A 19,963-nucleotide genomic window follows, 5' to 3' on the forward strand; every position below is an offset into this window, starting at 1 on the left:
TACGAAAGAGCTCCGTTACGGAAGCAGAATCGACACAAAATCAATGAGAAACGAGCAAAATCAGCCAGCCAAACGCGGTCGATAAATCTTGCTCGGCCGGCGCCAGTCGATCCCGTCCAGAAGCAGCGAAAGCTGCGCCTTGGTGAGCGACACGGCGACCTGATCCTTCGTGGTTGGCCAGGCGAAACAACCATCGGTAAGCCGTTTGTAACTCACTTGGAAATGCAGGCGGTTCATCGTCCCCGTCGCAGTTTGTGACAGTGACTCACCCCTTTCATCCGTATTCCGGGCAGCGAGGTGCCTGCGTTGGGAAGCGCGGTAACCGAGGGGGCAAGCTATTGCTGCTGCGCTTTGACGATGGCCGGATTTGCACTGTTCCGCCGCAATGGACCGATGCAGCAGGCCCCAGCCTTGAGGTTATCGCGGGAAACGGGCGCGCACTGTGCAGCCTCACCGACCTACTGGAACTCAGCGGTCTCGTAGAGCGCCTCATATCGCAAGGGAGATGCGCAACGCCGCAAGATTGTAAGGGAAATTTTGCCGATGTTGCAAGGAAAATAACGCCGCAAAACCCATGGGAGCTTCGCTGAATGTGCCGTATTAGCAGAGATTATACTCGATTTGTTGACAGATATCCGCTTGACGGTTTAGCCATACGCGACATATTTATAATTACGTCAATTGAGTCGACATCGGGGGCGGCGCAGGTGTCGGACAGCGTCAAACACAGGCAATCGAAAGGCAGCGCTTTGGCCGAGGATGGCACGCTCAATCCAGCCCCGGAAAAAATCGGCGATCAGAAGTTCCGGGAGGACGGCTTCTTCGATCCGCGCGACATCGTGCAGGTGAAGTACGAGATGCTGCGGCGCGTATCGGTCGACAAAATGTCGGTAACGGAGGTGTCCGACGAATATGGCGTCTCCCGGCCGACCTTCTACCAGGCCAAAGCCGACTTCGAGGACGCGGGTCTGGCCGGCCTAGTACCGAGGAAGCGCGGCCCGCACGGCCCGCACAAGATCCAGAGCGAAGTGCTGGCCTTCCTCAGGGCCCAGGTGGTTCCGGGCGAGCCCATTCGGGCACGCGAACTGACGAACCGGCTCCGGACAGAGTTCGGACTCGATGTCCACCCCAGAACAATCGAGCGTGCGCTCGGCGAAAAAAAAACGGTGTAACCATCAGTGGCGGTGCGCAATTGCATTGCGCGATGCAGTCCCGCGCCACGGAGCGATACGAAATACTGCGCGCCGCCGCGCTTGGCGCCGCGCTCCCTCTGGAGTGTTAACGGCTGCGAGAAAGCGCGGACAAATGGTGCCGAGGATTGTGGAGGAGAAAGCGGCCCGATGGGGCCGCTTTGTATTTTTTACCAGGAGGGATCGAGAGGATGGGGCTTTTGCCCTGTCTGCTCGTCGCTGGAAGGGTGCTGATCGTCAGGGGCTTGTTGGTGACGGACAAACTGCTGGATGTGGGGAGCGTAACGGCTCCAGATGCAGTCTCGCAGATCGTCGAGGAGTTCGAAGACGGCGGCTGCTTGCTCGGGTGTCCATTCGGCATTGACGATGAACTGGATTCCACGCCCGAGACCGGACGGCTGATGAGGATTTCCGGTCATGCTGCAGGCTCCTTTTCGTCAGCGGGGTGGCTGGTGCGTTGTTGACGCTGCGCCTTCGAGCGCTCGGAGGCTTCCTTGAAGCGGTAAGAATCGCCTTCGATGGGAATGACCTCACAATGGTGCAAAAGGCGATCGACCAGACTGACGACGCAGGCGGCATTGGGGAAGACCTCCGACCATTGCGCGAAGGGCTTGTTGGTGGTGACGATGGTCGAGCGTTTCTCGTATCGGCGGCTGATGAGATCGAACAGCAGATCGGCATGACGGTTGGAATAGGAGAGATATCCGACCTCGTCGATGACCAGGATATCGGGCGCCGCATAGTACTGCAGCTTTCGGCGGAGCATGGAATCGCTGTCGATGGCGGCGAGCTCGCCGAGCATTTCGCTGGCGGTGCGGAAGAGGACCGAATGGCCGGCGACCAGCGCCTGGTAGGCGACGTTAAGAGCGAGCGTGGACTTGCCGACGCCGTTAGGGCCGATAAGGACGATGTTGGCGGCCTCCTTGACGAAGGACAGCGTCATCAGTTCCTCGATGGCGGCGCGATCGATACGACGCGGCCATTTCCAGTCGTAATCGGCCAGTTGCCTGAAGTGGCCAAGCCTGGCGGCGCGCATGCGTCGCCGCAATGAGCGGTCGGAGCGCTCTTCTTCCTCCCATTGAAGCACGGCGGCCAGCCACGGCGCGTCGGCGATTTCGTCCCAGTGGGCGATCAGGCCATTGAGGCGCAGCGCCCTGGCGCGGTTGAACAGGATGCCGGGATTATTCATCGTCGTTGCCTGCGGAAGTGAGTTGATCGTAACGGTCGAGCTTGTGGGGCTGTACGACCGTATCCTTTTTGCGGACATGCTCCGGCAGCCTTGTTTCGACCGGCGGTGGAGCGCCACGCGCGATCCGGCGGCGTTCGAGCGCGACGTGAACCGATCTCGAATGAGAGGCCCCGGCCTGCAAGGCATCTTCGACGGCGGCCTGGAGTTCGGTGGCGCCGTAGAGGTCGAGCAGTTTGAGCATGGCATTGGTGATCGCGCCGATATTGGCGCCGCGCTCGGCGGCGTGGATCATCAGTTTCTGGCAGGCCGGCACGGCGCGCGTCAAACTGTTGAGGCCCCGATGCTGGCGCGCTTCGCGCTTGACGGCGACGAGCGCCTTGAGGTGCCGGGGGTCTTCGATCTGCTGGTCCCGGTCGTAGCTGCGGCGGTGGCTGGCGATCATCGTGGCGGCATCGAATATCCGGACCTGGGCGAGATCGGCGCGCACGGTGAGCGTGCACCGGACATGAGTATGGGGAACCGAGTAATCGTTCAGGTCGAAGCGGACATAGGGTGTCTTTCCGACCTTCGCGGCGATCTGCTCCTCGATGGGGTACGGGTTGGTGGGCAATGGCAGAAGCATGGGCTGCTCCTGCGCAAACACCTGACGAACCGTCATCGTCCGGTCCTCGGGGCATGGCCGGTCGGCGGCCTGGTTGCGGCACCATTGTTCGGCCTGGGCATTCAGATCGTCGAGGTCCTTGAACTTGCGGGCGATGAAGAAGGCTTCCCGGATGTGACGAATGGCGCGCTCGACGCGGCCCTTTTCGTTGCCCCGCGCCACGGCGACGGGACGGGGCTCGAAGCGATAATGGCCCGCGAAGGCCAGAAGTGTCGGATGGAACCGGATGGCATCGCCGTGACGCTCAAGCACAGCGCTCTTAAGGTTGTCATAGAGCAGCACCCTGGGCAAACCATTCCAGGCGTTGAACGCACCGGCGTGGCCGCGCAGGAAGTTTTCCATGCGGGCATCAAGAAAGAAGCGCAGATAGATGTCGCGCGAGTAGGACAACACCATGACGAAGGCCATCAGCGGGCGGCGAGCCTTGCCGATTTCGATGTGACCAAAATGCGCCCAGTCGACCTGGCCTTGCTCGCCCGGCAGGGTGCGCAGACGCAGGAACGCTTCCGCAGCCTTGCGCGGACGGTGGAGCGCGATCATATGCCGGAAGTGGGAGGACGAGCCCTTGTAGCCGCGCTCCTGCACCATCCCGTACAGGCGGCTGGCGGTCAGGTCTGGATATGTCTCAAGCGTCCGCTGGACGAACGGCAGATACTGGTCGACCTCGGCGGGACGTATCACCGGCCTGTGGCGGGGCAGACCGGCCTCCTTCAGAACCCGGAAGACCGTCGTATGGTGGCAATGCAATTGCGTTGCGATCGTTCCACAGCGCCACCTCTCAACGTGGTACAGGCGCAGGATCATCGCTTCCTTCTCGGCGGATATGGTCATCGGTTGGGTCTCCATAGTCGTGTTGACGGACATAGGCCCCTCGGCGACGCACGAAGCCGCCGCGAAAGAACGGCGGCAGCCGACAACTGCAGCGCCGGCAGCACGGAGCCGGAGGGATCGATGGCACCGCTTCAGCGGTGACGTCGTCCAGTGCGAGGGTGCCGTCGATCAGGGGCGCGTTCAGTCGTGAACCATCCGGCAGACAAGGTGGAGACTGATGCGTCACGTTGTTTTTGCAGCGCTGGCGATATCGGCGGGAGCGGTCGGCGTGGGCAAAGCGGCCCCGGCGGGTGTTCTGGTAGCGCAGCCCCGCCGCACGCAGACTGTCACGGCGGGCTTCATGGCCGCAGTCAGAACCACAGAAGCGCTGACCCCGATCGCAATGCCGGCAAAGCAAGACCTGTGAGCGGCACCGTGCGCAGAGAAAGAAACGACCGGTTTGCATTGCGGCGGCGAACCTCTCGGAACGCCGTCGGGATTGCGGGGAAAAGCTCGACGGAATGCGCCAATGCCATTATGCTGGCGCATACCGTGAACCAGTCGGCATCAGTGCCCGGGGACCTGCAAGTCCCCTCACACGGGCCGTTGGGATAGGACATCGAGTTTACGTGGTAGTGGGTCGATGTCTGATTGCGGCGCTCCGCACATGTAGCATGCGCGGACGCAGCGCGGGATGCGCCTCAGTCGCCCTCCGGGCTCCTGTCGGCGCATCCCGCGCTCTCATCCCCAACCAAATCAGATCATCAGCGTCATTCAGCACCACTCCGAGCCGAATTCCGCATCAATTCCCTCTCGGCGCCATCTATACGCGGTTCTCAACCGCCATCGACATGGAGGCACGCAGCGGTCTTACCATCCTTCTGCATCGCGGCATGTGGGCCTGGGTTAGCGCGATCTTGCGTATGCCGGGCTGGTCCCCACCCGCGGCTTTGCCGCCAGTCGCCAGGCTGCCGATCGCAGACGAAACGTCCGAGCGACGCACAATCATCCACTTGCTCGCCACCATCGTGATGGCGGCCCCTGAACGGAGAACAGCATGAACGAAAAGCTCAAGGTCCAATCGCATCATCTCGAGCGTGGCGCCTACCTCTACATCCGACAGTCATCGATGCGACAGGTCATGGAGAACGTCGAAAGCACCAAGCGTCAATACGATCTTCGTGGTCGCGCGATCGGGCTTGGATGGCGCGACGACCAGATCACCGTCATCGACAGCGACCAGGGCGAATCCGGCGCTTCAGCGGCGTGGCGCGAAGGCTTCCAGCACTTGGTGTCCGATGTCGGCATGGGGCGCGCGGGGATCGTCATGGGGCTGGAAGTATCCCGCCTCGCCAGAAACAATGCGGACTGGCATCGGCTGCTGGAGATCTGCGCTTTGGCCGACACACTCATCCTCGACGAAGATGGCGTGTACGACCCGGCCAACTTCAATGACCGGCTTCTGCTGGGCCTCAAGGGCACGATGAGCGAGGCCGAGTTGCACGTTATCAAAGCCCGGTTGCGTGGTGGCATTCTCAACAAAGCACGCCGCGGTGAATATCGTTGCCCCCTTCCGACCGGCTTCATCTATAATGAGGTTGGCGATGTGGTCCTCGATCCAGACGCTCAGATCCGGGAGATGATCACCCACTTCTTCGAGACGTTCTCGCGGGTCGGGTCGGCTACGCAGACCGTCAAGGCGTTTGCCAGCGAAGGTCTGCTCTTCCCATCCCGGTTCCGCAACAGCAAGCGGGTGGTCTTCCAACCCCTGACCACATCGACAGCCTTACGCACGCTGCACAATCCTCGCTTCGCGGGCGTCTATGCCTATGGCCAGCGTCTTTACCGCAGGACCGTCGACGGAAAGAAACAGGTCCGTAAACGTGAGCCCAATGAATGGCTCGCATGCATCCCGGACGCCCATCCCGGCTATATCAGTTGGGAGCAGTTCCAGCACAACCTGAAGGCGCTCGAGGCCAATGGCCAAGGCTACCAGACCGCGCGGGTCTCGCCACCGCGCGAAGGCGCGGCTTTGTTGCAGGGGCGCGTCATATGCGGGCGGTGTGGCTGCCACATGAGGGCCCGTTACGTCACCCGGCGCGGTCAGGTGGACACTTGGTACGTCTGCAGCCGCGCCTACGTCTCTCGGGGTGAGCCTCACTGCCAGTCGATCGCAGGCTGGCCCGTCGACGCGGCGATCGGTGAACTGATCGCCGCGGAAATGACGCCCGCCGCCGTGGAATTAGCTCTGGAGATCCGAAAAGAGATCGAAGCGCGCTATGACGAAGCGGACAAACTCCGGCTCCGCGCCGTCGAACGCGCCCAAATCGATGCCGATCTTGCACAGCGGCGGTTTATGCTGGTCGATCCGAACAACCGCCTGGTTGCCGACACCCTTGAACGCGAATGGAACGACAAACTGCGCATGCTGGCTGATCTACGAGAAGAAAGAGCGCGCGCTCTACGCGAAGACCGAGCGACACTCGACGATGCAATCCGTGATCGATTGATCGCCATGACGGCCGACTTCAAAACGGTCTGGTGCGACCCCACCTTGCCGAACCGAGAACGCAAGCGACTCCTTGCCTATCTTGTCGAAGACGTCACATTGCTCAAGTTCCAGGCCGAGGGAGAGACCCGGATCCACATCCGCTTCAGAGGCGGAAGGACCGAAACATTGACCACTCAGAACCCGAAATCCTCCGCACAGCAGGTAAGGACCCGGCCCGAGGTGGTCGAATTGGTCGACAAGCTTCTCGACGATCATATCTGCGCTGAAATCGCTGACATCCTGAATGCAAGGGGAATCCGTCCCGGCGGCTCAGCGCGGCGCGGCAAGGCTGACGCCCAGTTCACCGACTTGCGCGTCATCTATCTTGTCAAGCAATATGGTCTGCGCTCGCGCTACGACCGGCCGCGCGAGCGGGGAATGCTGACAAAAGCAGAAGCCTGCGCAAAACTCGGGATCACCGAATGTACCCTGGTCAGATGGGCGAAATACGACATCGTGAAAAGACATGCCTACAACGGCTATATCGGCCTCTATGAGCTGCCAGGACCGCACGTCCCAGCCAAGCAGTGCAGCCGATGGAACCAGCTCGCCCATCGGGCAGAAGCCATCCGCCGACTCAACTCCTCAAAATGCTCCGATCTCAAGGAAAGGGCTGTAGTATGAAGCCAGTTAGTTTGTAAAAAGGCAGAACCCCTGGTCGTCATGCGCCAGAATCTTGATGATATGACCCTTGCGTCCACGGAAGCAGAAGATCGCGCCAGTGTGCGGGTCGAGCGCAAGCACCTGCTGCACCATGCGTGCCAGGCTGTTGATCCCGCGGCGCATATCGGTCGCGCCGCAGCACAGGTAAATCCGGTCGGTCGGCACCACCGTGATCACCTGGTCAACTCCGCCAGAACGATGTGCAGCGCTGTCGGATCGACGATCCCGTCGATCCGCAATCGCGCGCCGTTCGCAAAGGCCATGACGATCCTGCCGGCCGGGTCCGGGCAATCGGCGACGGGGCGTTCGACCTCGGGCAGATCGCTCACGTCGATGCGCGCGAAGGTCGCCATCGCCTGATCGGCATCAGGCTCGCCGCCGGCCATCTGCTTGCGCCAGGCATAGAGCTGTGATGGGGCTACGCCGAACGCTTGCGCGACCTCGGTCACCGACGACCCCGCCGCGCTCGCCAGGTCGACCAACGCGCGCTTCTCAGTGCAGCTCCACAGCCTTCGTTGCCGCGCGCGCCCGGGCGTCGTTGCACAATCTTCGGCCGCCGCCGCACCGCTTAACTCGGCGACCAAATCGCCCTCTGCATGTTCCAATGTCATGGCGCGAAAACTCCATGTTCATCGGCCTATTGCAAGGTGCCTTGGTGCACCGCTTACACTGAGCGTCCCAGTCGTAGGGAACAATCCTGGTGAGGCAACGCGGGGGGCTGTTTCTCAATTCGCCCGACAAGGCGGCCAGCAGATGGTTCTTTGGGACGATATTCGAACCGCCCCACGGCACCATATGCAGATGTCTTTCCAGCAGCGCGGCCGCGGGATCGTTGGTGACGTTCGGCAGCTAAAGGTCGATGTCGATAGCTACAACGAGGCGAGGTCGGACGAAGAGCCTATCCAGATGGATTTCGACTTCACTATGGACTTGCGGAAATCGAGGCAGCAGAAGCCGCCTAGTCGCCGCGCCTTCTCCAGCGGGCGGATGCAGCTAATCGCGTCGCTGCTTCGGCCCTTTGTTCTGCGCGACATGCGGTCAGCCCGCACGCGGCCGCCAATCTTGCCACCGCGCCGCCCTAGCTCCACAGCGGCCTTGTTCTTGAGATCTTCTTCAGCCGGCGCCTCGCCAGTCGCGATGTCAACTATCGACCTCGCCAATTGGTTTGCGTCGCGCGGGCGCTTTGGATGCTTATCGGTCATAGCTTGAAGATGGCCTTCGTTTCCGCCTATTTCCACACGGCGTATAGGCGAAAGCGCCTATTGTGGTTGGGACGGAGTTTCAAACTGACCCCACTACCGCCGCGCCGAAGGGCTTGCATCGCCCGCTGGATCCGGCGTTGCTGAATGCTCTCGAACGCGCATGATGGCATATTCGTTTTATATGGGACGCTTCAGCATATCGTAGCTAAACAAAAAAGATGCCGTTGCCGGCCAGGAGACCCGGGAGACTCGGGGACGGTAGTCGGCCCGGCAGGAGCGGCTGGTGAGGCGATGGGCAAGGAGTTGAAAGCCGCGTAGCCAACGCTCAACGAGGCGCGCCCGACCGGCGACGGCCATGTGGAGCTGGCGTTTGGGCCCAGCTCAGGACGAACTGGCCCGCGAGATCAAGTCGCGCTGATGCCAAGTGCTCCGGACCAAAGGCTCGAAGTTGTGAGTGAGGACACCAAGCGAAATGATGCCACAACTGGACCACTGGCTCCAACAGGTAACAGGAATAACGGGGCTGCTCCCGGAGTTACTCGGCGCGATTGCGGAAAGGCTCAGCCCGATCGATCTGCTGGCGGTGTCGCAGACAGACGGCGAGCTGCGTGCTGCTGTCCAAATGTCCGCGGCGTTGGAAGAAAGGCGCCAGATGGCAATCCGGGTTCAGGCCGTCTGGAACAGGTTAATGGTCCCGCAGCCAGGAGTCGCGAATCCCTTTGTCGCACTAGTTGTTCCCGGCGTGTTGGAATCTCTCGCATCCAATTTCAATTGCCTGACCAGCGTGCAGCAGGAGCAGCTCGTTGCCATCGCCGAAGGACATAACGACCCCGAGCACCGCGTCTTTGCCCTGCGAGCCCTCGGCGGGGGGCTGGGAGGGCTCGCGCCCACGCTTCAGCAGCGCCTCGTCGAGGTCGCCGAAGGACTTGACGACGAAGAGCACTGCTTCCAAGCCCTGGAAGCGCTCAGACGGGGGGTGGGAGGGCTCGCGCCCGCGCTCCAGCAGCGTCTCATTGATCGCGCCGAGGCGCTTGACCCCGAATATCGCTTCTTGGCCTTGGAGGACCTCGGGCTGGCCGTGGGTGAGTTTACGCCCATGCTCCAGCAGCGTCTCGTCGAACTCGCCGAGGGGGTTGACGATCCCCAGTATCGCGTCGCTGCCCTCGTTTGTCTCGCAATGGGTGTGGGAGGGCTTGTGCCGGCGCTCCAGCAGCGTGTCGTCGATCGCGTCGAGGAGCTCAACCCGGAAGACCGCGTCTCGGTGCTTCGAGCCCTCGGGATAAGCGTGGGAGAGTTTGTACCCGCGCTCCAGCAGCGTGTGGTCGACCTCGCAGCAGGGCTTGTCGATCCCGTGCATCGCGCTCAAGCCCTGCAGCGCATCGGACTGGCCGCAGGAGAGTTTGCGCCGGAACTACAGCAGCGCCTCGTCAGGCTCGCCGAGGCGTTTGTCGATCCCGAGCATCGCGCTCAAGCCCTGGAGGGCATCGGACGGAACCTAGGAGAGCTTGCGCCCGCACTACAGCAGCGCCTCGTCGTGCTCGCCGAGGGGCTCGCCCAGTACGAGCATCGCGTCACAGCTCTGCGGGGCCTCGCAGTGGGCGTCGAAGGACTTGCGCCCACGCTCCAGCAGCGCCTCGTCGACCTCGTCGTGAGCCCTGACCTCGAAGATCACTTCTCGGCCCTCGCAGCCCTGGAGTCAGCCGTGGGAAAGCTTGTGCCCGAGCTACAGGAGCGCCTCGTCGTGCTCGTCGAGGGGCTCGCCCAGCCTCATCAACGCGTCTTAGCCCTATGGGGCTTCAGATGGGGCGTAGGCCGGTTTGCGCCGGCGTTACAAGAGCGCATCGTCGTGCTCGCCGAGGGGCTCGCCCAACCCGGAGATCTCAACCAGGCCATGTGGATCTTGAGAAAGGGCTTTGGACGTTTTACGCCCGAGCTACAGGAGCGCCTCGTCGTGCTCGCCGAGAATCTTAACGACCCACACGATCGTGTCACTGCGCTGCTAAGCCTCGGAGAGAGCGCGGGATTGCTTCCGCCCGAGCTACAGGAGCGCCTGGTCACCTTCGCCGAGAGTCTTAACGACCCGGACAACCGTGTCGCGGCCGCGCGGGTCCTTGGAGCAAGCGTGGGAGCGTTTCCGCCCGCGCTACAGCAGCGTCTCGCTGCTATTGCTGAAGGTCTTGTCCATCCGTGGGCTCGGGCTGCCGCCCTGGCAGCCCTGTGTCCTAGGAACTAAACCCATTCACTTGGGGTTTTTCCGCCCAGGGTAATTCAAGTCTTGCAATCGGGCGGCCTCCGGCCGCGTTGCCGGTACGAACTGATGGAGCACGAAAGCTTGATCATGTCACCGCTGTTGGCAAATGTCTCGTGGTGTTCTCGCGTCGGTCATTCGCGTCCTGAACAGCTCGGAAATGTCTGGTCGAATGGGTCATGCCCTAGCCCGCGGCGTCCGGGCTCCGTCGAAGTCGAGAAGGGTCGTCGTGCCATCAGCTCATCTTGAAATCGCCGGATGGCTCCTGTGGATCTCGATCAACTTTCTGGGAGCATAATGGGACGGGACTGAGAAGATGGACATGGTTGGACAACTTGTTAGCCTCAAAGGCCACATGCATATCTGCCCCCTGGTCGAGCCTGGACCACGGCCGCATATCGGCGGCCCCGTGATCTTGACCGGTCAGAATTTTGTCTGCGTGGAGGGCGTTCCAATCGCCACCGTGAGCGACAGATGCCTATGTTCCGGCGCGCCGACAACCTCCGACAGCATTAAAGAAGGCTCTTCAATCGCGCGGATCAACGGCAAGAGGATTGCGCGGATGGGAGATTCCTGTTCACACGGTGGGCGCTTGGTTCAAGGCGTGCCGTGGATAACGTTCGAGTAACATCGCCGGCGAACGCGCTGGCGCCGACTCGAACTTCGAGACGCCGCGGCATCGTGCAGGGCAACGCCACGCCGCCGCTCGTGCCGATGCCGGAGGCGATGAAGCGAGAGCTTGAAGAATACCCCGGGCGTATTTGCGACCAATTCTGCGGCGGAGCGGGCAACAACTCAGGATGCGGGCGGCCGAGGCCGAGCACGACTGCGAGGACCACGTGATCGTTGCGATGCGCCAGACGGTGGTCTACTCCTGTGAGCTGAAATTAGACGATCTGGAATATTCAAACAGCTTGAAGGCTGTAGCCTCCCGCATTCAGCACCGGCAGACGTGGCGGCCGCGCAACGAGGGCACGCAAGCGCCGACGATACTTTAGTGGAGTGCGTACATAAATGGTCCCGTGCTCGCCACCCACGAACTGCCGTTGCAGAGAGGACGTGAAGCCGCTCCACGTTGGCACGGTGCCGTCGCCGACGTCCTCTTCCTCGATCGCGCGGGACGCAGTTTGCCGAGATGGACCGACGTGCTTGAGACGGCATGATCCGTGTCGTCTGGCGTCACTGGGTTAACAACGTCGGACGTCTGCGCCCCGGTAAGCTGGCAGATCCATTCCATAACATCGGCAGCAAACGCCACCAAACAGCGGCCGAAATCCTGATGGAGGTCGCACGGGACTTTTGAGGCCGATCGCGCTTCATGGTTTGCGATCAAAGGCTGGAGCTAACCAACCCGAGTGCTGGCTACATCGCCAACCATATGTCATTCATGCTCGATCTCCTGAAGGTGCCGCGTCCGCACGCAGGTGCCGTCGACGGCCGCAGACATCTTTGGGCAGTCGCAGCCTGGATTGCCGCCTTTCACTCCGGTAGGCGCAGGAGGCGCCACGAACTTCAATAGCCCTTGACTGTATCGCAATTGAGACACATATAGGGGGTCATATCGCCATTCGATGTGAGTGGGCCACCGGCGAGTTGTTCGTTATAAGGAGTCTTGATGTGGCTGCCACTAAAATGATTCATGTTCGGGTCGAAGATGACATTCGTGAAGAGGCTTCCTTGGTTCTTGGGTCGTTCGGTCTTTCGCTTTCGGATGCCGTTCGGGTGTTTCTTCATCGAGTTGTGGCGAGCCAAAGCTTTCCTCTCGAGCTCAAGGTTCCCAACGAAACAACCCGCGCCGCCCTGACGGAGGCTCGTGAGATCAGGAAGGCCCGTAAGGCTCGCTTTATGACACCGGATGAGCTTTTCGCCGAGCTGAACGGCAAGAAGTAAATTCAGCGAGCAAGCAGCTTGAAGAAACCGAGCGACGTCAGACGCACCTCCCTTCCAAGAGCATCGGAATACACCAGACAATTTCGAAAGGACTGGAACCGATACAATAAGGCCGGGAAAATGGATATGAGTCGCGCAATCGAATTGATGACGCTGATCATTCTGAAAAGGCCACTCGGCGCTGAGTGGGCCGACCACGAGCTCTCAGGTAGAGAGTGGAAAGTGGCGAGGGAAGCACATATCGGTGGTGACTTTCTCCTTGTCTATACTGCCGATGACGACTTCGTCGAATTTGTCAGGCTTGGCTCACATTCAGAGCTGTTTGGAAGATAAGGCGCGGCGCTGGCGCGCCCGACATCGCGATTTGTATACCGCAAAAAGGGCAGAGCCGCCCAAGGGAGATTGGGGGCTTTTGCTATCCAATGCCGCATATCTGCTTGTCACGAGCACAAGCGGTAGTTCTCGTCCAGGCTCGGGGATAATGGTTACCGCTTCGCGCGTCGAATAGAAAACCGCAATCGCCGCGGTAGTCCCATCCTCTTCGACGCGCTCAAGGTGGTATGCATCCCGCCGTTCCGGTCTATTTTTGTCAGTTAACTGTAAGCGGTTTCCGACGGCCGAACGCTCGCCCGCGAGTGGAGAAGGCTTGCGTTGCGCCTTAGCTCGTGAGCCCCCCAAAACACAAATATTTCAGGTCCAGGTAATCATCGACGCCGTATTTCGAACCTTCCCGGCCAAATCCTGACTGCTTGATACCCCCGAACGGCGCGACCTCAGTCGAAATGAGCCCGGTGTTGATGCCAACCATGCCATACTCCAAGGCCTCCGCGACGGCCCACACACGGCTCATGTCCTGGGCGTAGAAATAGGCCGCAAGCCCGAATTCGGTGTCATTTGCCATCTCAATGACGTCATTGACCGCATCGAAGCGGAACAAGGGCGCCAACGGCCCGAAAGTTTCTTCGCGGGCGACCGCCATCTTGGAGGTTACCCCGGTCAGGACAGTCGGCCAGATGAAATTGCCGCCAAGAGGGTGGTCTGGCCCACCCGCCACAATGCTGGCGCCCTGAGAGACTGCATTCTCAATGTGACGCCTGACCTTGGCCACGGCGCGGTCATCGACCAGCGGGCCGATCTCGGTGCCTTCCGCAAAGCCGTCACCAACTTTGAAGGCTTTGACGCGATGCGCGAGCTTGTCGGCGAACTCTTCGTAGATACCGCTCTGCACGTAAAGGCGATTGGCGCAGACACAGGTCTGGCCAGCATTGCGGAACTTGGAGACGAGGGCTCCTTCGACGGCCGCATCGACATCGGCGTCGTCGAAGACGATGAACGGTGCGTTGCCGCCCAGTTCCATGCTGAGCTTCATGACTTGCGCCGAGGCTTGCGCCATCAGGGTGCGGCCGACCTCGGTCGACCCGGTGAACGTGAGTTTGCGAACCTTCTCGTTTTCGCAAACCTCATCGCCGAAGTCCGAGCTCTTCGTGATCGGGACAACGCTCAATAGCCCGGACGGCACCCCTGCCCTTTCCGCAAGTACGGCGAGGGCCAAGGCGGAGAGTGGCGTCAGGGCTGCCGGTTTGAAGACGATCGAGCAGCCCACCGCCAGCGCCGGAGCGATCTTGCGCGCCACCATCGCCGAGGGAAAATTCCAGGGCGTAACAGCGCCGACGACCCCGACAGGTTGCTTGATCACGACGATCCGCTTGTCACGGGCATGACCGGGGATAGTGTCGCCATAGACGCGCTTGGCCTCTTCGCCGAACCACTCGATGTAGGACGCGCCATAGAGGATCTCGCCCTTGGACTCGGCGAACGGCTTCCCCATTTCAGCGGTCAGGATCGTCGCCAGGTCATCAAGATTGGCGATCGTCAGATCATACCAGCGCCGAATGACTGCAGCGCGCTCCTTGCCGGTACGGGCAGCCCACTCCTTCTGGACGACATAGGCCACATCGATCGCATTGGCGATGTCGGCTCGGGTAAAATCGGGCAGCCTGGCCAGCACTTCGCTGGTCGAAGGGTTGGTGACCTCGAAGGTTTGTCCGGACCGGGATTGGCCGAGCCACTCCTTGCCGATCAATCCCGCTTCCCGGATCAGATCCTTGTCCTTGATCTTGTTGAGGAGTGTCGCTGATACGGCCATGGTTAGACACCTTCACTGAGTTGCGAACGGCCCCGCGCGAGAAGTGCCCGGGCCTGGGCGATAATGGGAGCGTCGATCATCTTGCCGTCGACAAGGCGCGCTGCGCCGTCCCGGGCCGCGTCGACGACGCGCTGCGCCCAGCGCAGTTGCTGTTCACTCGGCTGGAAAGCCGAGATGACATGGGAAGTCTGGGCAGGGTGTATGCAAAGCTTCCCGCCGGCCCCATGATCTAAGGCCTGCTGGCATTCGGTGGCCAGTCTGGCGGTGTCCGTGACCTCGAAGGATGGGCCATCCAACGGCAGGGGCATGCCGGCGGCCCTGCTCGCCACCGCCAGCCGCATCATGGCATGCGCTTTGAGGTCATTGGAGGCGGGCACACCCAAGTCCAGCGCAAAATCTGCGGGTCCGAAGGCCAGTCTCGCGACATGCGAATGAGCGGCCAGCGCCCCCGCCGCCTGCAGCCCTCGCGCCGTCTCGATCAGCGCCATGATCTCGATGTCGTCACCCAAAATCCGAACCATCGCGTCGAGGATCGCCGCGGACTCCGCTTTTGGCAGGCAGATGCGCCGAAGCCCGAGCGCCCCGACTGCAGCAAGGTCAGTCGTGTACCAGCTGCTGTCTTGGCTGTTGATCCGAACGTAGGTGGGGTTCCGCAATGTCAGGGCATGGTGAAGGTTGGACCGGGCGCCATCCTTGGCGGCGGGCGCAACGGCGTCCTCAAGATCGATAATAATCGCGTCGGCTCCGGACCGGTCGGCCTTTTCAAAACGCTCTGGCCGGTCGGCCGGAACGAACAAAGGCGCGACAGGCGTAAAATGCAAGTCACCCTGTGCAGACATCAGGCCACACCCCGGTCGATATCGGCTTCCATGTGCACGGCGCCGCTCCCGCCTTGCGTCCAGAGTCGCTGACCATCGATGCCGACCCTGACGGTCAGTTCACGGTCTACAATCGCCGGAGCTATCCCGCGGTAGCGAAACGTCAGGGGTATACCGGCGCCTTGGGACGCCGCGAGGTTGAGGAGAAGCGTTGCCTGGAGGGGGCCATGGACAACCAACCCCTCATAGCCTTCAGCCTCGGTCGCGTAAGGCAGATCGTAGTGGATACGGTGACCGTTAAAGGTGATCGCAGAGTAGCGGAAGAGCAACGTGGACGAAGGAACGACAGACCACACTTGCGCTGCTGGCCGGATTGCCGTGGGCTCGGCCGGTGAGGTGTTTCGAGACACGCCATTTCCCGAGATCGCAGCTTCCCGATAAACGATGTCCTGCCGTTCACTCAGTGCGAGACCACGATCGGAATGATAAGCGTGGCCGACCGCGACGAACCAGAGTTCACCGGATCGGCCTTGCTTGCGCACTATGTCCAGGATGGTGGACGCCTTGCGGACTTTGTCACCGATCCTAAGGTGATCATGCAGCTGAAGTTCACCACCAGCCCACATGCGGCGCGGCAGCGGCACAGGCGGCAACGACAGGTTCTTGGCGGGGTGTCCGTCAGCACCCAACTGGTCCATGCCGGCGATTGCCGGCGACAGGCACCAATGGATGCCCAACGAGGCGGCATCTGCGGGCAGCGGCGCTAGATGCGGTTCGAAAATGGCGCGGAAGCTCATCACGAGGCGCTCCGAAACGACATCGATGCTTTCGCTCTGACGGCCAATCCATTCTGCCGATAGCTTCTGTTCGGTCGCGTCCACTGGCCTTTACCGTCAGTACGAACGTGGCATCCCGAGCACATGCTCGGAGAGGTAGGACAGGATGAGGTTCGTCGAGATCGGCGCAACCTGGTAAAGCCTGGTCTCGCGAAACTTGCGTTCGACGTCATACTCTTCAGCGAATCCGAAACCGCCATGCGTCTGGATACAGGCGTTCGCGGCTTCATTGGAAGCATCAGCAGCCAGCATCTTGGCCATGTTCGCTTCAGCGCCGCAGTCCTGACCGGCCTCATAGAGCCGCGTGGCTTCGCGGACCATGAGTTCGGCTGCACGCATGTTCGCGTAAGCCTTAGCGATGGGAAACTGGACGCCTTGGTTGGCGCCGATGGCCCGGCCGAAGACGTTGCGGTCGCATGCGTAAGTGGAAGCCTTGTTGATCAGCCACTTGGCGTCGCCGACACATTCGGCGGCGATCAGGATCCGCTCGGCATTCATCCCGGAGAGGATATACCGGAAACCCTTGCCTTCCTCACCGATCAGGTTTTCGGCAGGGATCTTCACATTATCGAAAAAGACCTCCGTCGTGGAATGGTTCATCATCGTCCGGATCGGCCGGATTGAGAGACCCTGCTTGAGTGCTTCCTGCATATCAAGAATGAACACAGATAGGCCGTCAGTGCGCTTTGCGACCTGATCCTTCGGGGTGGTCCGGGCGAGCAGCAGCATGAGATCCGAGTACTCGGCCCGGCTGGTCCAGATTTTCTGACCGTTGACCACGTAGTGATCGCCGTTCTTCCGTGCGAAGGTACGGATTGAAGTGGTGTCGGTGCCGCTGGTCGGCTCGGTTACACCGAACGCCTGCAGCCTCAATTCTCCGGAGGCGATTTGCGGAAGATAGCACTGCTTCTGCGATTCATTGCCGTGGCGAAGCACCGTGCCCATGACATACATCTGCGCATGGCAAGCCGCACCATTGCATCCCGCCCGTTGAATCTCCTCGAGCACGGCGGCCGCTGCCGAAAGCGTCAAGCCCGACCCGCCATATTCCTCGGGGATCAGCGTCGCAAGGTAGCCGGCCTCGGTCAACGCGTTGACGAAATCCACGGGGTAGGCGCGGCCGGCATCGAGCTTGCGCCAGTATTCGCCCGGAAACCGCTCGCAGAGCCGACGCACGGCGTCGCGGATGTCCTCGTTGTCAAAGTCCTTGAACATCAGGCGCTCCGCGCGGCATGAACCTGGGGAGGCGCGTCCCCAGCGGTTTCAAACAGACCCAGCGAGCGCACCGGACGGTTGTCGGTAAGGCCCAGGATAGCGCCGATCAGGTCGTCGGCACGGGCTTGCGAAGTGCCGCCGGCGACGAGCTGCGTGCGCGCCTTCTGAGACAGCTCGGCTGCCGTCACCGGGTTATCGGGATCGCCCTTGGCGTCGTGTCGGGCGGCGAAAAAGCGTCTGCCGGAAGCCGTCTCGACGATCACCTCGGCACCCCACGATTCCGGATAGGCGGCATCGATCGACGGCGCCAGCTCGACCCTGACCTTCTTGCGTTCGCCGACCATTCGTTGCCGTGCATCAGCATCGAAGCTGGCCTGATCGACGCGGCCGTCCGCGAGCGCTATCGCAACCGTGTGCTGCAGCGAGAATTTGGCACTGTACGGATCTTCCGGAATGGGCCGGTCGCACACGTCAAGGGCCGCCCGGTAAGCCCCGACATGAACCCTTGCGATGGCTTCCCCGGCGATCTCGTTGTGCAAGGCGATCGCGCCGTCGATCGCCGGATGGGTGTGTCTGCAGCACGGCCATGGCTTGATCGAGGTCTTGATCAGTTGCCAGGCCCGCTCAGGCCCTGCCGTGACGGCCTCCGGAATCGGGTCCGGACACAGACCGGCGTAGAAGCCCTTCTCGCCTTCCAGGATGTTCTGCGCGCCCGTGAATCCTTCCTTGGCCAGGAACGAAGCGATGACGCCTGATTCCGCAGCCCTGGCGGTGTGGAGATGCTTGCTCATGGCGCCTTCGGCAAGGAACTCCCAAAGACCCGATGACTGGGTACCCGCATTCCCAAGCGCCCATACGGTCCTGGTGTCGTCGAGGCCGAGGAGCTCCGCCACGGCAAACGCCGCACCGAACGGCCCGCAGGTCGAGGTGTTGTGCCAGACCCGGTAATGCTTCTTGCCGACGGAGGTGCCGACCCGGCAGCAGGCCTCGTATCCTGCGAGAACCGCGCGAAGAAACGCTTTACCGCCAAGATCGTGGTCGTGGGCTACCGCCCAGGCCGCAGGAATGACGACACTGCCGGGATGGGTCACCGAGTCCCGGTGGAGGTCATCCATCTCCAAGATATGTGCTAGGCCGCCCAGGTAGAACGCCTTGCGGGCGGTATCGGTTTGCGCCGGCGGGGCGACCACCTTCAGCATGCGGGCGGGCTCGGTTGGCAATGCGCCGAGGGCGCAGCCGAGCGTATCCAGGACGAATAGCGATGCCCATTCGAGGTCGCGGTCGGTCACTGGCTTTTCACGGATCAACCGTGTCAGGTCGCGGGTCAAGCTCATAGTGCTGCATTTCCTATCCGTTTGGGACCTACCATATCTGGAGGACCGAACTCTTGCCGCAAAGCCCCATCGTGTTCCCCGAGCGAAGGCACACTGCCAAGCACGGGACGCATGCCATTGACAGTGACCGGCGGCGCAAACAGCTCAACCGGACCAACTGCGGTCTCAACCGATACTTTGGTGGCACTGCGATGCACCGCCAGTTCCGCCATGGTCGACACACGGCCATAGGCAATTCTGACGTTGTCAAGCAATTCGCATAATGCAGACATGGTGTAGGTCGCCAAGATCGCCTGCACGCATGCGTCAAGCGGCTCGCGGTTTTTGATGCGAAGCACGTTGCGCTCGAATCTCGGGTCCGTTGCAACCGACGGCCGGCGCAGGACACTGTCGCAGAAGACGACCCATTCGCGTTCGTTCTGGACGGCGATCAGGATTTCCCCGTCACTCACCTGAAACAGCCCGTAGGGCGCGATCGAGGGGTGGGCGAGCCCAAGCCGCCGCGGCTCCTTGCCACCGTAGTGGCGCGCCAGATATGGCACGTTCATGTATTCGGCGAGGGTGTCGAAAAGGGAAAGCTGCAGGTGAGCCCCGTCCCCAGTTCGGCTGCGCATGATCAGGGCTTCGAGGATAGCGGCGTAGGCCCCCTGTCCCGTAGCGATATCGGAGATCGATATGCCGACCCGGGTCGGGCCAGAAGTTGCGGACCCAGTGACCCCCGCCAAGCCCGCTTCCGCCTGGATCAGCAGATCGTAGGCTTTCCGCTCGTGGTCGGGTGTTCCGGGTGCGTAGCCACCGATGTCACACACGATTAGCCTGGGGAACCGCCGCCTGAGGTCGGCGCTGCCGATGCCCAACCTGTCGGTTGCGCCAGGTGCGAGGTTCTGGACGAACACGTCGGCGGTGGCGAGCATGGATTCGACCAGCGCAAGATCATCCGGCTGCTTCAGATCGACGGTGCAGGATTGCTTGCCGCGGTTGTTCCAGATGAAATAGCTGGAGAGGCCGTGAACATAATCGTCATAGCCGCGCGCGAAGTCGCCCTCGGGGCGCTCGAGCTTGATGACCCGCGCGCCCGCGTCGGCCAGACGGGACGTCGCCAAAGGCGCGGCCACGGCTTGCTCCAGCGAGATGACGGTCGTTCCCTCCAGCGCGCCTGGCATGGCTCGCTCCTTATGCTGCTTTTCCGATACCATCGCACCGGAAGGGG

Annotated in this window: 20 protein-coding genes; 8 read left to right on the forward strand and 12 right to left on the reverse strand. The window is 61.5% G+C overall.

The window, feature by feature from the left end:
* Positions 1 to 60: 60 nt before the first annotated feature.
* Positions 61 to 237, reverse strand: a complete 177-nt coding sequence (gene tnpB / locus CGZ66_RS28390; protein ID WP_095090153.1) for an IS66 family insertion sequence element accessory protein TnpB — start codon at positions 235 to 237, stop codon at positions 61 to 63.
* A 23-nt stretch (positions 238 to 260) separates the two neighbouring features.
* On the opposite strand from tnpB (CGZ66_RS28390), the gene CGZ66_RS41785 reads away from it, so the two are divergent.
* Positions 261 to 590, forward strand: a complete 330-nt coding sequence (locus tag CGZ66_RS41785; RefSeq protein ID WP_167392284.1) for a DUF5372 family protein — start codon at positions 261 to 263, stop codon at positions 588 to 590.
* 159 nt (positions 591 to 749) lie between these two features.
* On the forward strand, positions 750 to 1,172 hold the full coding sequence (locus CGZ66_RS28395; protein ID WP_245331263.1) for a helix-turn-helix domain-containing protein: 423 nt from the start codon (positions 750 to 752) through the stop codon (positions 1,170 to 1,172).
* Positions 1,173 to 1,360: 188 nt separating this feature from the next.
* Here the strand turns inward: CGZ66_RS28395 and CGZ66_RS28400 are convergent, their stop codons facing one another.
* From CGZ66_RS28400 to istA, 3 genes are read right to left on the reverse strand one after another with little or no spacing between them, the layout of a single operon-like run.
* Positions 1,361 to 1,609: a hypothetical protein gene (locus CGZ66_RS28400; protein WP_095090155.1), complete on the reverse strand. Its 249-nt coding sequence runs from the start codon at positions 1,607 to 1,609 to the stop codon at positions 1,361 to 1,363.
* Positions 1,606 to 2,379 (reverse strand): IS21-like element helper ATPase IstB, encoded by a 774-nt coding sequence (istB, locus tag CGZ66_RS28405; RefSeq protein WP_095090157.1) that lies wholly within the window; start codon positions 2,377 to 2,379, stop codon positions 1,606 to 1,608. The genes CGZ66_RS28400 and istB overlap by 4 nt, the downstream gene beginning before the upstream one ends.
* The gene (gene istA, locus CGZ66_RS28410; protein WP_095090507.1) at positions 2,372 to 3,871 is read right to left on the reverse strand and encodes an IS21 family transposase; all 1,500 of its coding nucleotides are present in this window, start codon (positions 3,869 to 3,871) and stop codon (positions 2,372 to 2,374) included. Before istA ends, istB begins: the two co-directional genes overlap by 8 nt.
* A 1,036-nt stretch (positions 3,872 to 4,907) precedes the next feature.
* On the opposite strand from istA, the gene CGZ66_RS28425 reads away from it, so the two are divergent.
* On the forward strand, positions 4,908 to 7,025 hold the full coding sequence (locus tag CGZ66_RS28425) for a recombinase family protein (RefSeq protein WP_095090162.1): 2,118 nt from the start codon (positions 4,908 to 4,910) through the stop codon (positions 7,023 to 7,025).
* A 6-nt stretch (positions 7,026 to 7,031) separates the two neighbouring features.
* On the opposite strand, the gene tnpB (CGZ66_RS28430) is transcribed toward CGZ66_RS28425, so the two are convergent.
* Both tnpB (CGZ66_RS28430) and tnpA read right to left on the reverse strand, forming a co-directional pair.
* Positions 7,032 to 7,241, reverse strand: a complete 210-nt coding sequence (tnpB, locus tag CGZ66_RS28430) for an IS66 family insertion sequence element accessory protein TnpB (protein WP_206073792.1) — start codon at positions 7,239 to 7,241, stop codon at positions 7,032 to 7,034.
* Positions 7,238 to 7,675, reverse strand: a complete 438-nt coding sequence (gene tnpA, locus CGZ66_RS28435) for an IS66-like element accessory protein TnpA (RefSeq protein WP_095090164.1) — start codon at positions 7,673 to 7,675, stop codon at positions 7,238 to 7,240. Before tnpA ends, tnpB (CGZ66_RS28430) begins: the two co-directional genes overlap by 4 nt.
* A gap of 1,063 nt (positions 7,676 to 8,738) precedes the next feature.
* Between tnpA and CGZ66_RS28450 the strand changes: the two genes are divergently transcribed.
* From CGZ66_RS28450 to CGZ66_RS28470, 5 genes are all read left to right on the forward strand, one after another.
* Positions 8,739 to 10,499, forward strand: a complete 1,761-nt coding sequence (locus CGZ66_RS28450) for a serine/threonine-protein kinase (protein WP_095090166.1) — start codon at positions 8,739 to 8,741, stop codon at positions 10,497 to 10,499.
* A gap of 370 nt (positions 10,500 to 10,869) precedes the next feature.
* Complete coding sequence (locus CGZ66_RS28455) at positions 10,870 to 11,142, forward strand: PAAR domain-containing protein (protein ID WP_342586887.1); 273 nt, start codon at positions 10,870 to 10,872, stop codon at positions 11,140 to 11,142.
* A gap of 531 nt (positions 11,143 to 11,673) precedes the next feature.
* On the forward strand, positions 11,674 to 11,817 hold the full coding sequence (locus tag CGZ66_RS40045) for a hypothetical protein (RefSeq protein WP_167392285.1): 144 nt from the start codon (positions 11,674 to 11,676) through the stop codon (positions 11,815 to 11,817).
* Positions 11,818 to 12,131: 314 nt separating this feature from the next.
* Positions 12,132 to 12,404, forward strand: a complete 273-nt coding sequence (locus CGZ66_RS28465) for a type II toxin-antitoxin system RelB/DinJ family antitoxin (protein ID WP_245331265.1) — start codon at positions 12,132 to 12,134, stop codon at positions 12,402 to 12,404.
* Between the two features lie 18 nt (positions 12,405 to 12,422).
* The gene (locus CGZ66_RS28470) at positions 12,423 to 12,737 is read left to right on the forward strand and encodes a type II toxin-antitoxin system YafQ family toxin (protein WP_210200184.1); all 315 of its coding nucleotides are present in this window, start codon (positions 12,423 to 12,425) and stop codon (positions 12,735 to 12,737) included.
* 325 nt (positions 12,738 to 13,062) lie between these two features.
* On the opposite strand, the gene CGZ66_RS28475 is transcribed toward CGZ66_RS28470, so the two are convergent.
* The 6 genes from CGZ66_RS28475 to CGZ66_RS28500 are packed head-to-tail and all read right to left on the reverse strand — an operon-like array spanning position 13,063 to position 19,916.
* On the reverse strand, positions 13,063 to 14,550 hold the full coding sequence (locus CGZ66_RS28475) for an NAD-dependent succinate-semialdehyde dehydrogenase (RefSeq protein WP_095090173.1): 1,488 nt from the start codon (positions 14,548 to 14,550) through the stop codon (positions 13,063 to 13,065).
* Between the two features lie 2 nt (positions 14,551 to 14,552).
* Positions 14,553 to 15,389: an HpcH/HpaI aldolase/citrate lyase family protein gene (locus CGZ66_RS28480; protein WP_095090175.1), complete on the reverse strand. Its 837-nt coding sequence runs from the start codon at positions 15,387 to 15,389 to the stop codon at positions 14,553 to 14,555.
* A complete protein-coding gene (locus CGZ66_RS28485; protein ID WP_095090178.1) occupies positions 15,389 to 16,249 on the reverse strand; it encodes an HTD2 family dehydratase in 861 nt (286 codons plus the stop codon). Before CGZ66_RS28485 ends, CGZ66_RS28480 begins: the two co-directional genes overlap by 1 nt.
* A gap of 12 nt (positions 16,250 to 16,261) precedes the next feature.
* Positions 16,262 to 17,419: an acyl-CoA dehydrogenase family protein gene (locus CGZ66_RS28490; protein ID WP_095090180.1), complete on the reverse strand. Its 1,158-nt coding sequence runs from the start codon at positions 17,417 to 17,419 to the stop codon at positions 16,262 to 16,264.
* Positions 17,419 to 18,753 carry an MmgE/PrpD family protein gene (locus tag CGZ66_RS28495; RefSeq protein WP_095090184.1) on the reverse strand — a complete coding sequence of 445 codons (1,335 nt, stop codon included), beginning with the start codon at positions 18,751 to 18,753 and terminating at the stop codon, positions 17,419 to 17,421. Before CGZ66_RS28495 ends, CGZ66_RS28490 begins: the two co-directional genes overlap by 1 nt.
* Positions 18,750 to 19,916 (reverse strand): CaiB/BaiF CoA transferase family protein, encoded by a 1,167-nt coding sequence (locus CGZ66_RS28500; protein ID WP_095090511.1) that lies wholly within the window; start codon positions 19,914 to 19,916, stop codon positions 18,750 to 18,752. The genes CGZ66_RS28495 and CGZ66_RS28500 overlap by 4 nt, the downstream gene beginning before the upstream one ends.
* Positions 19,917 to 19,963 lie beyond the last annotated feature (47 nt).

The organism is Mesorhizobium sophorae, assembly GCF_002270415.1.
In the GTDB taxonomy this organism is placed as follows: Bacteria; Pseudomonadota; Alphaproteobacteria; order Rhizobiales; family Rhizobiaceae; genus Mesorhizobium; species Mesorhizobium sophorae.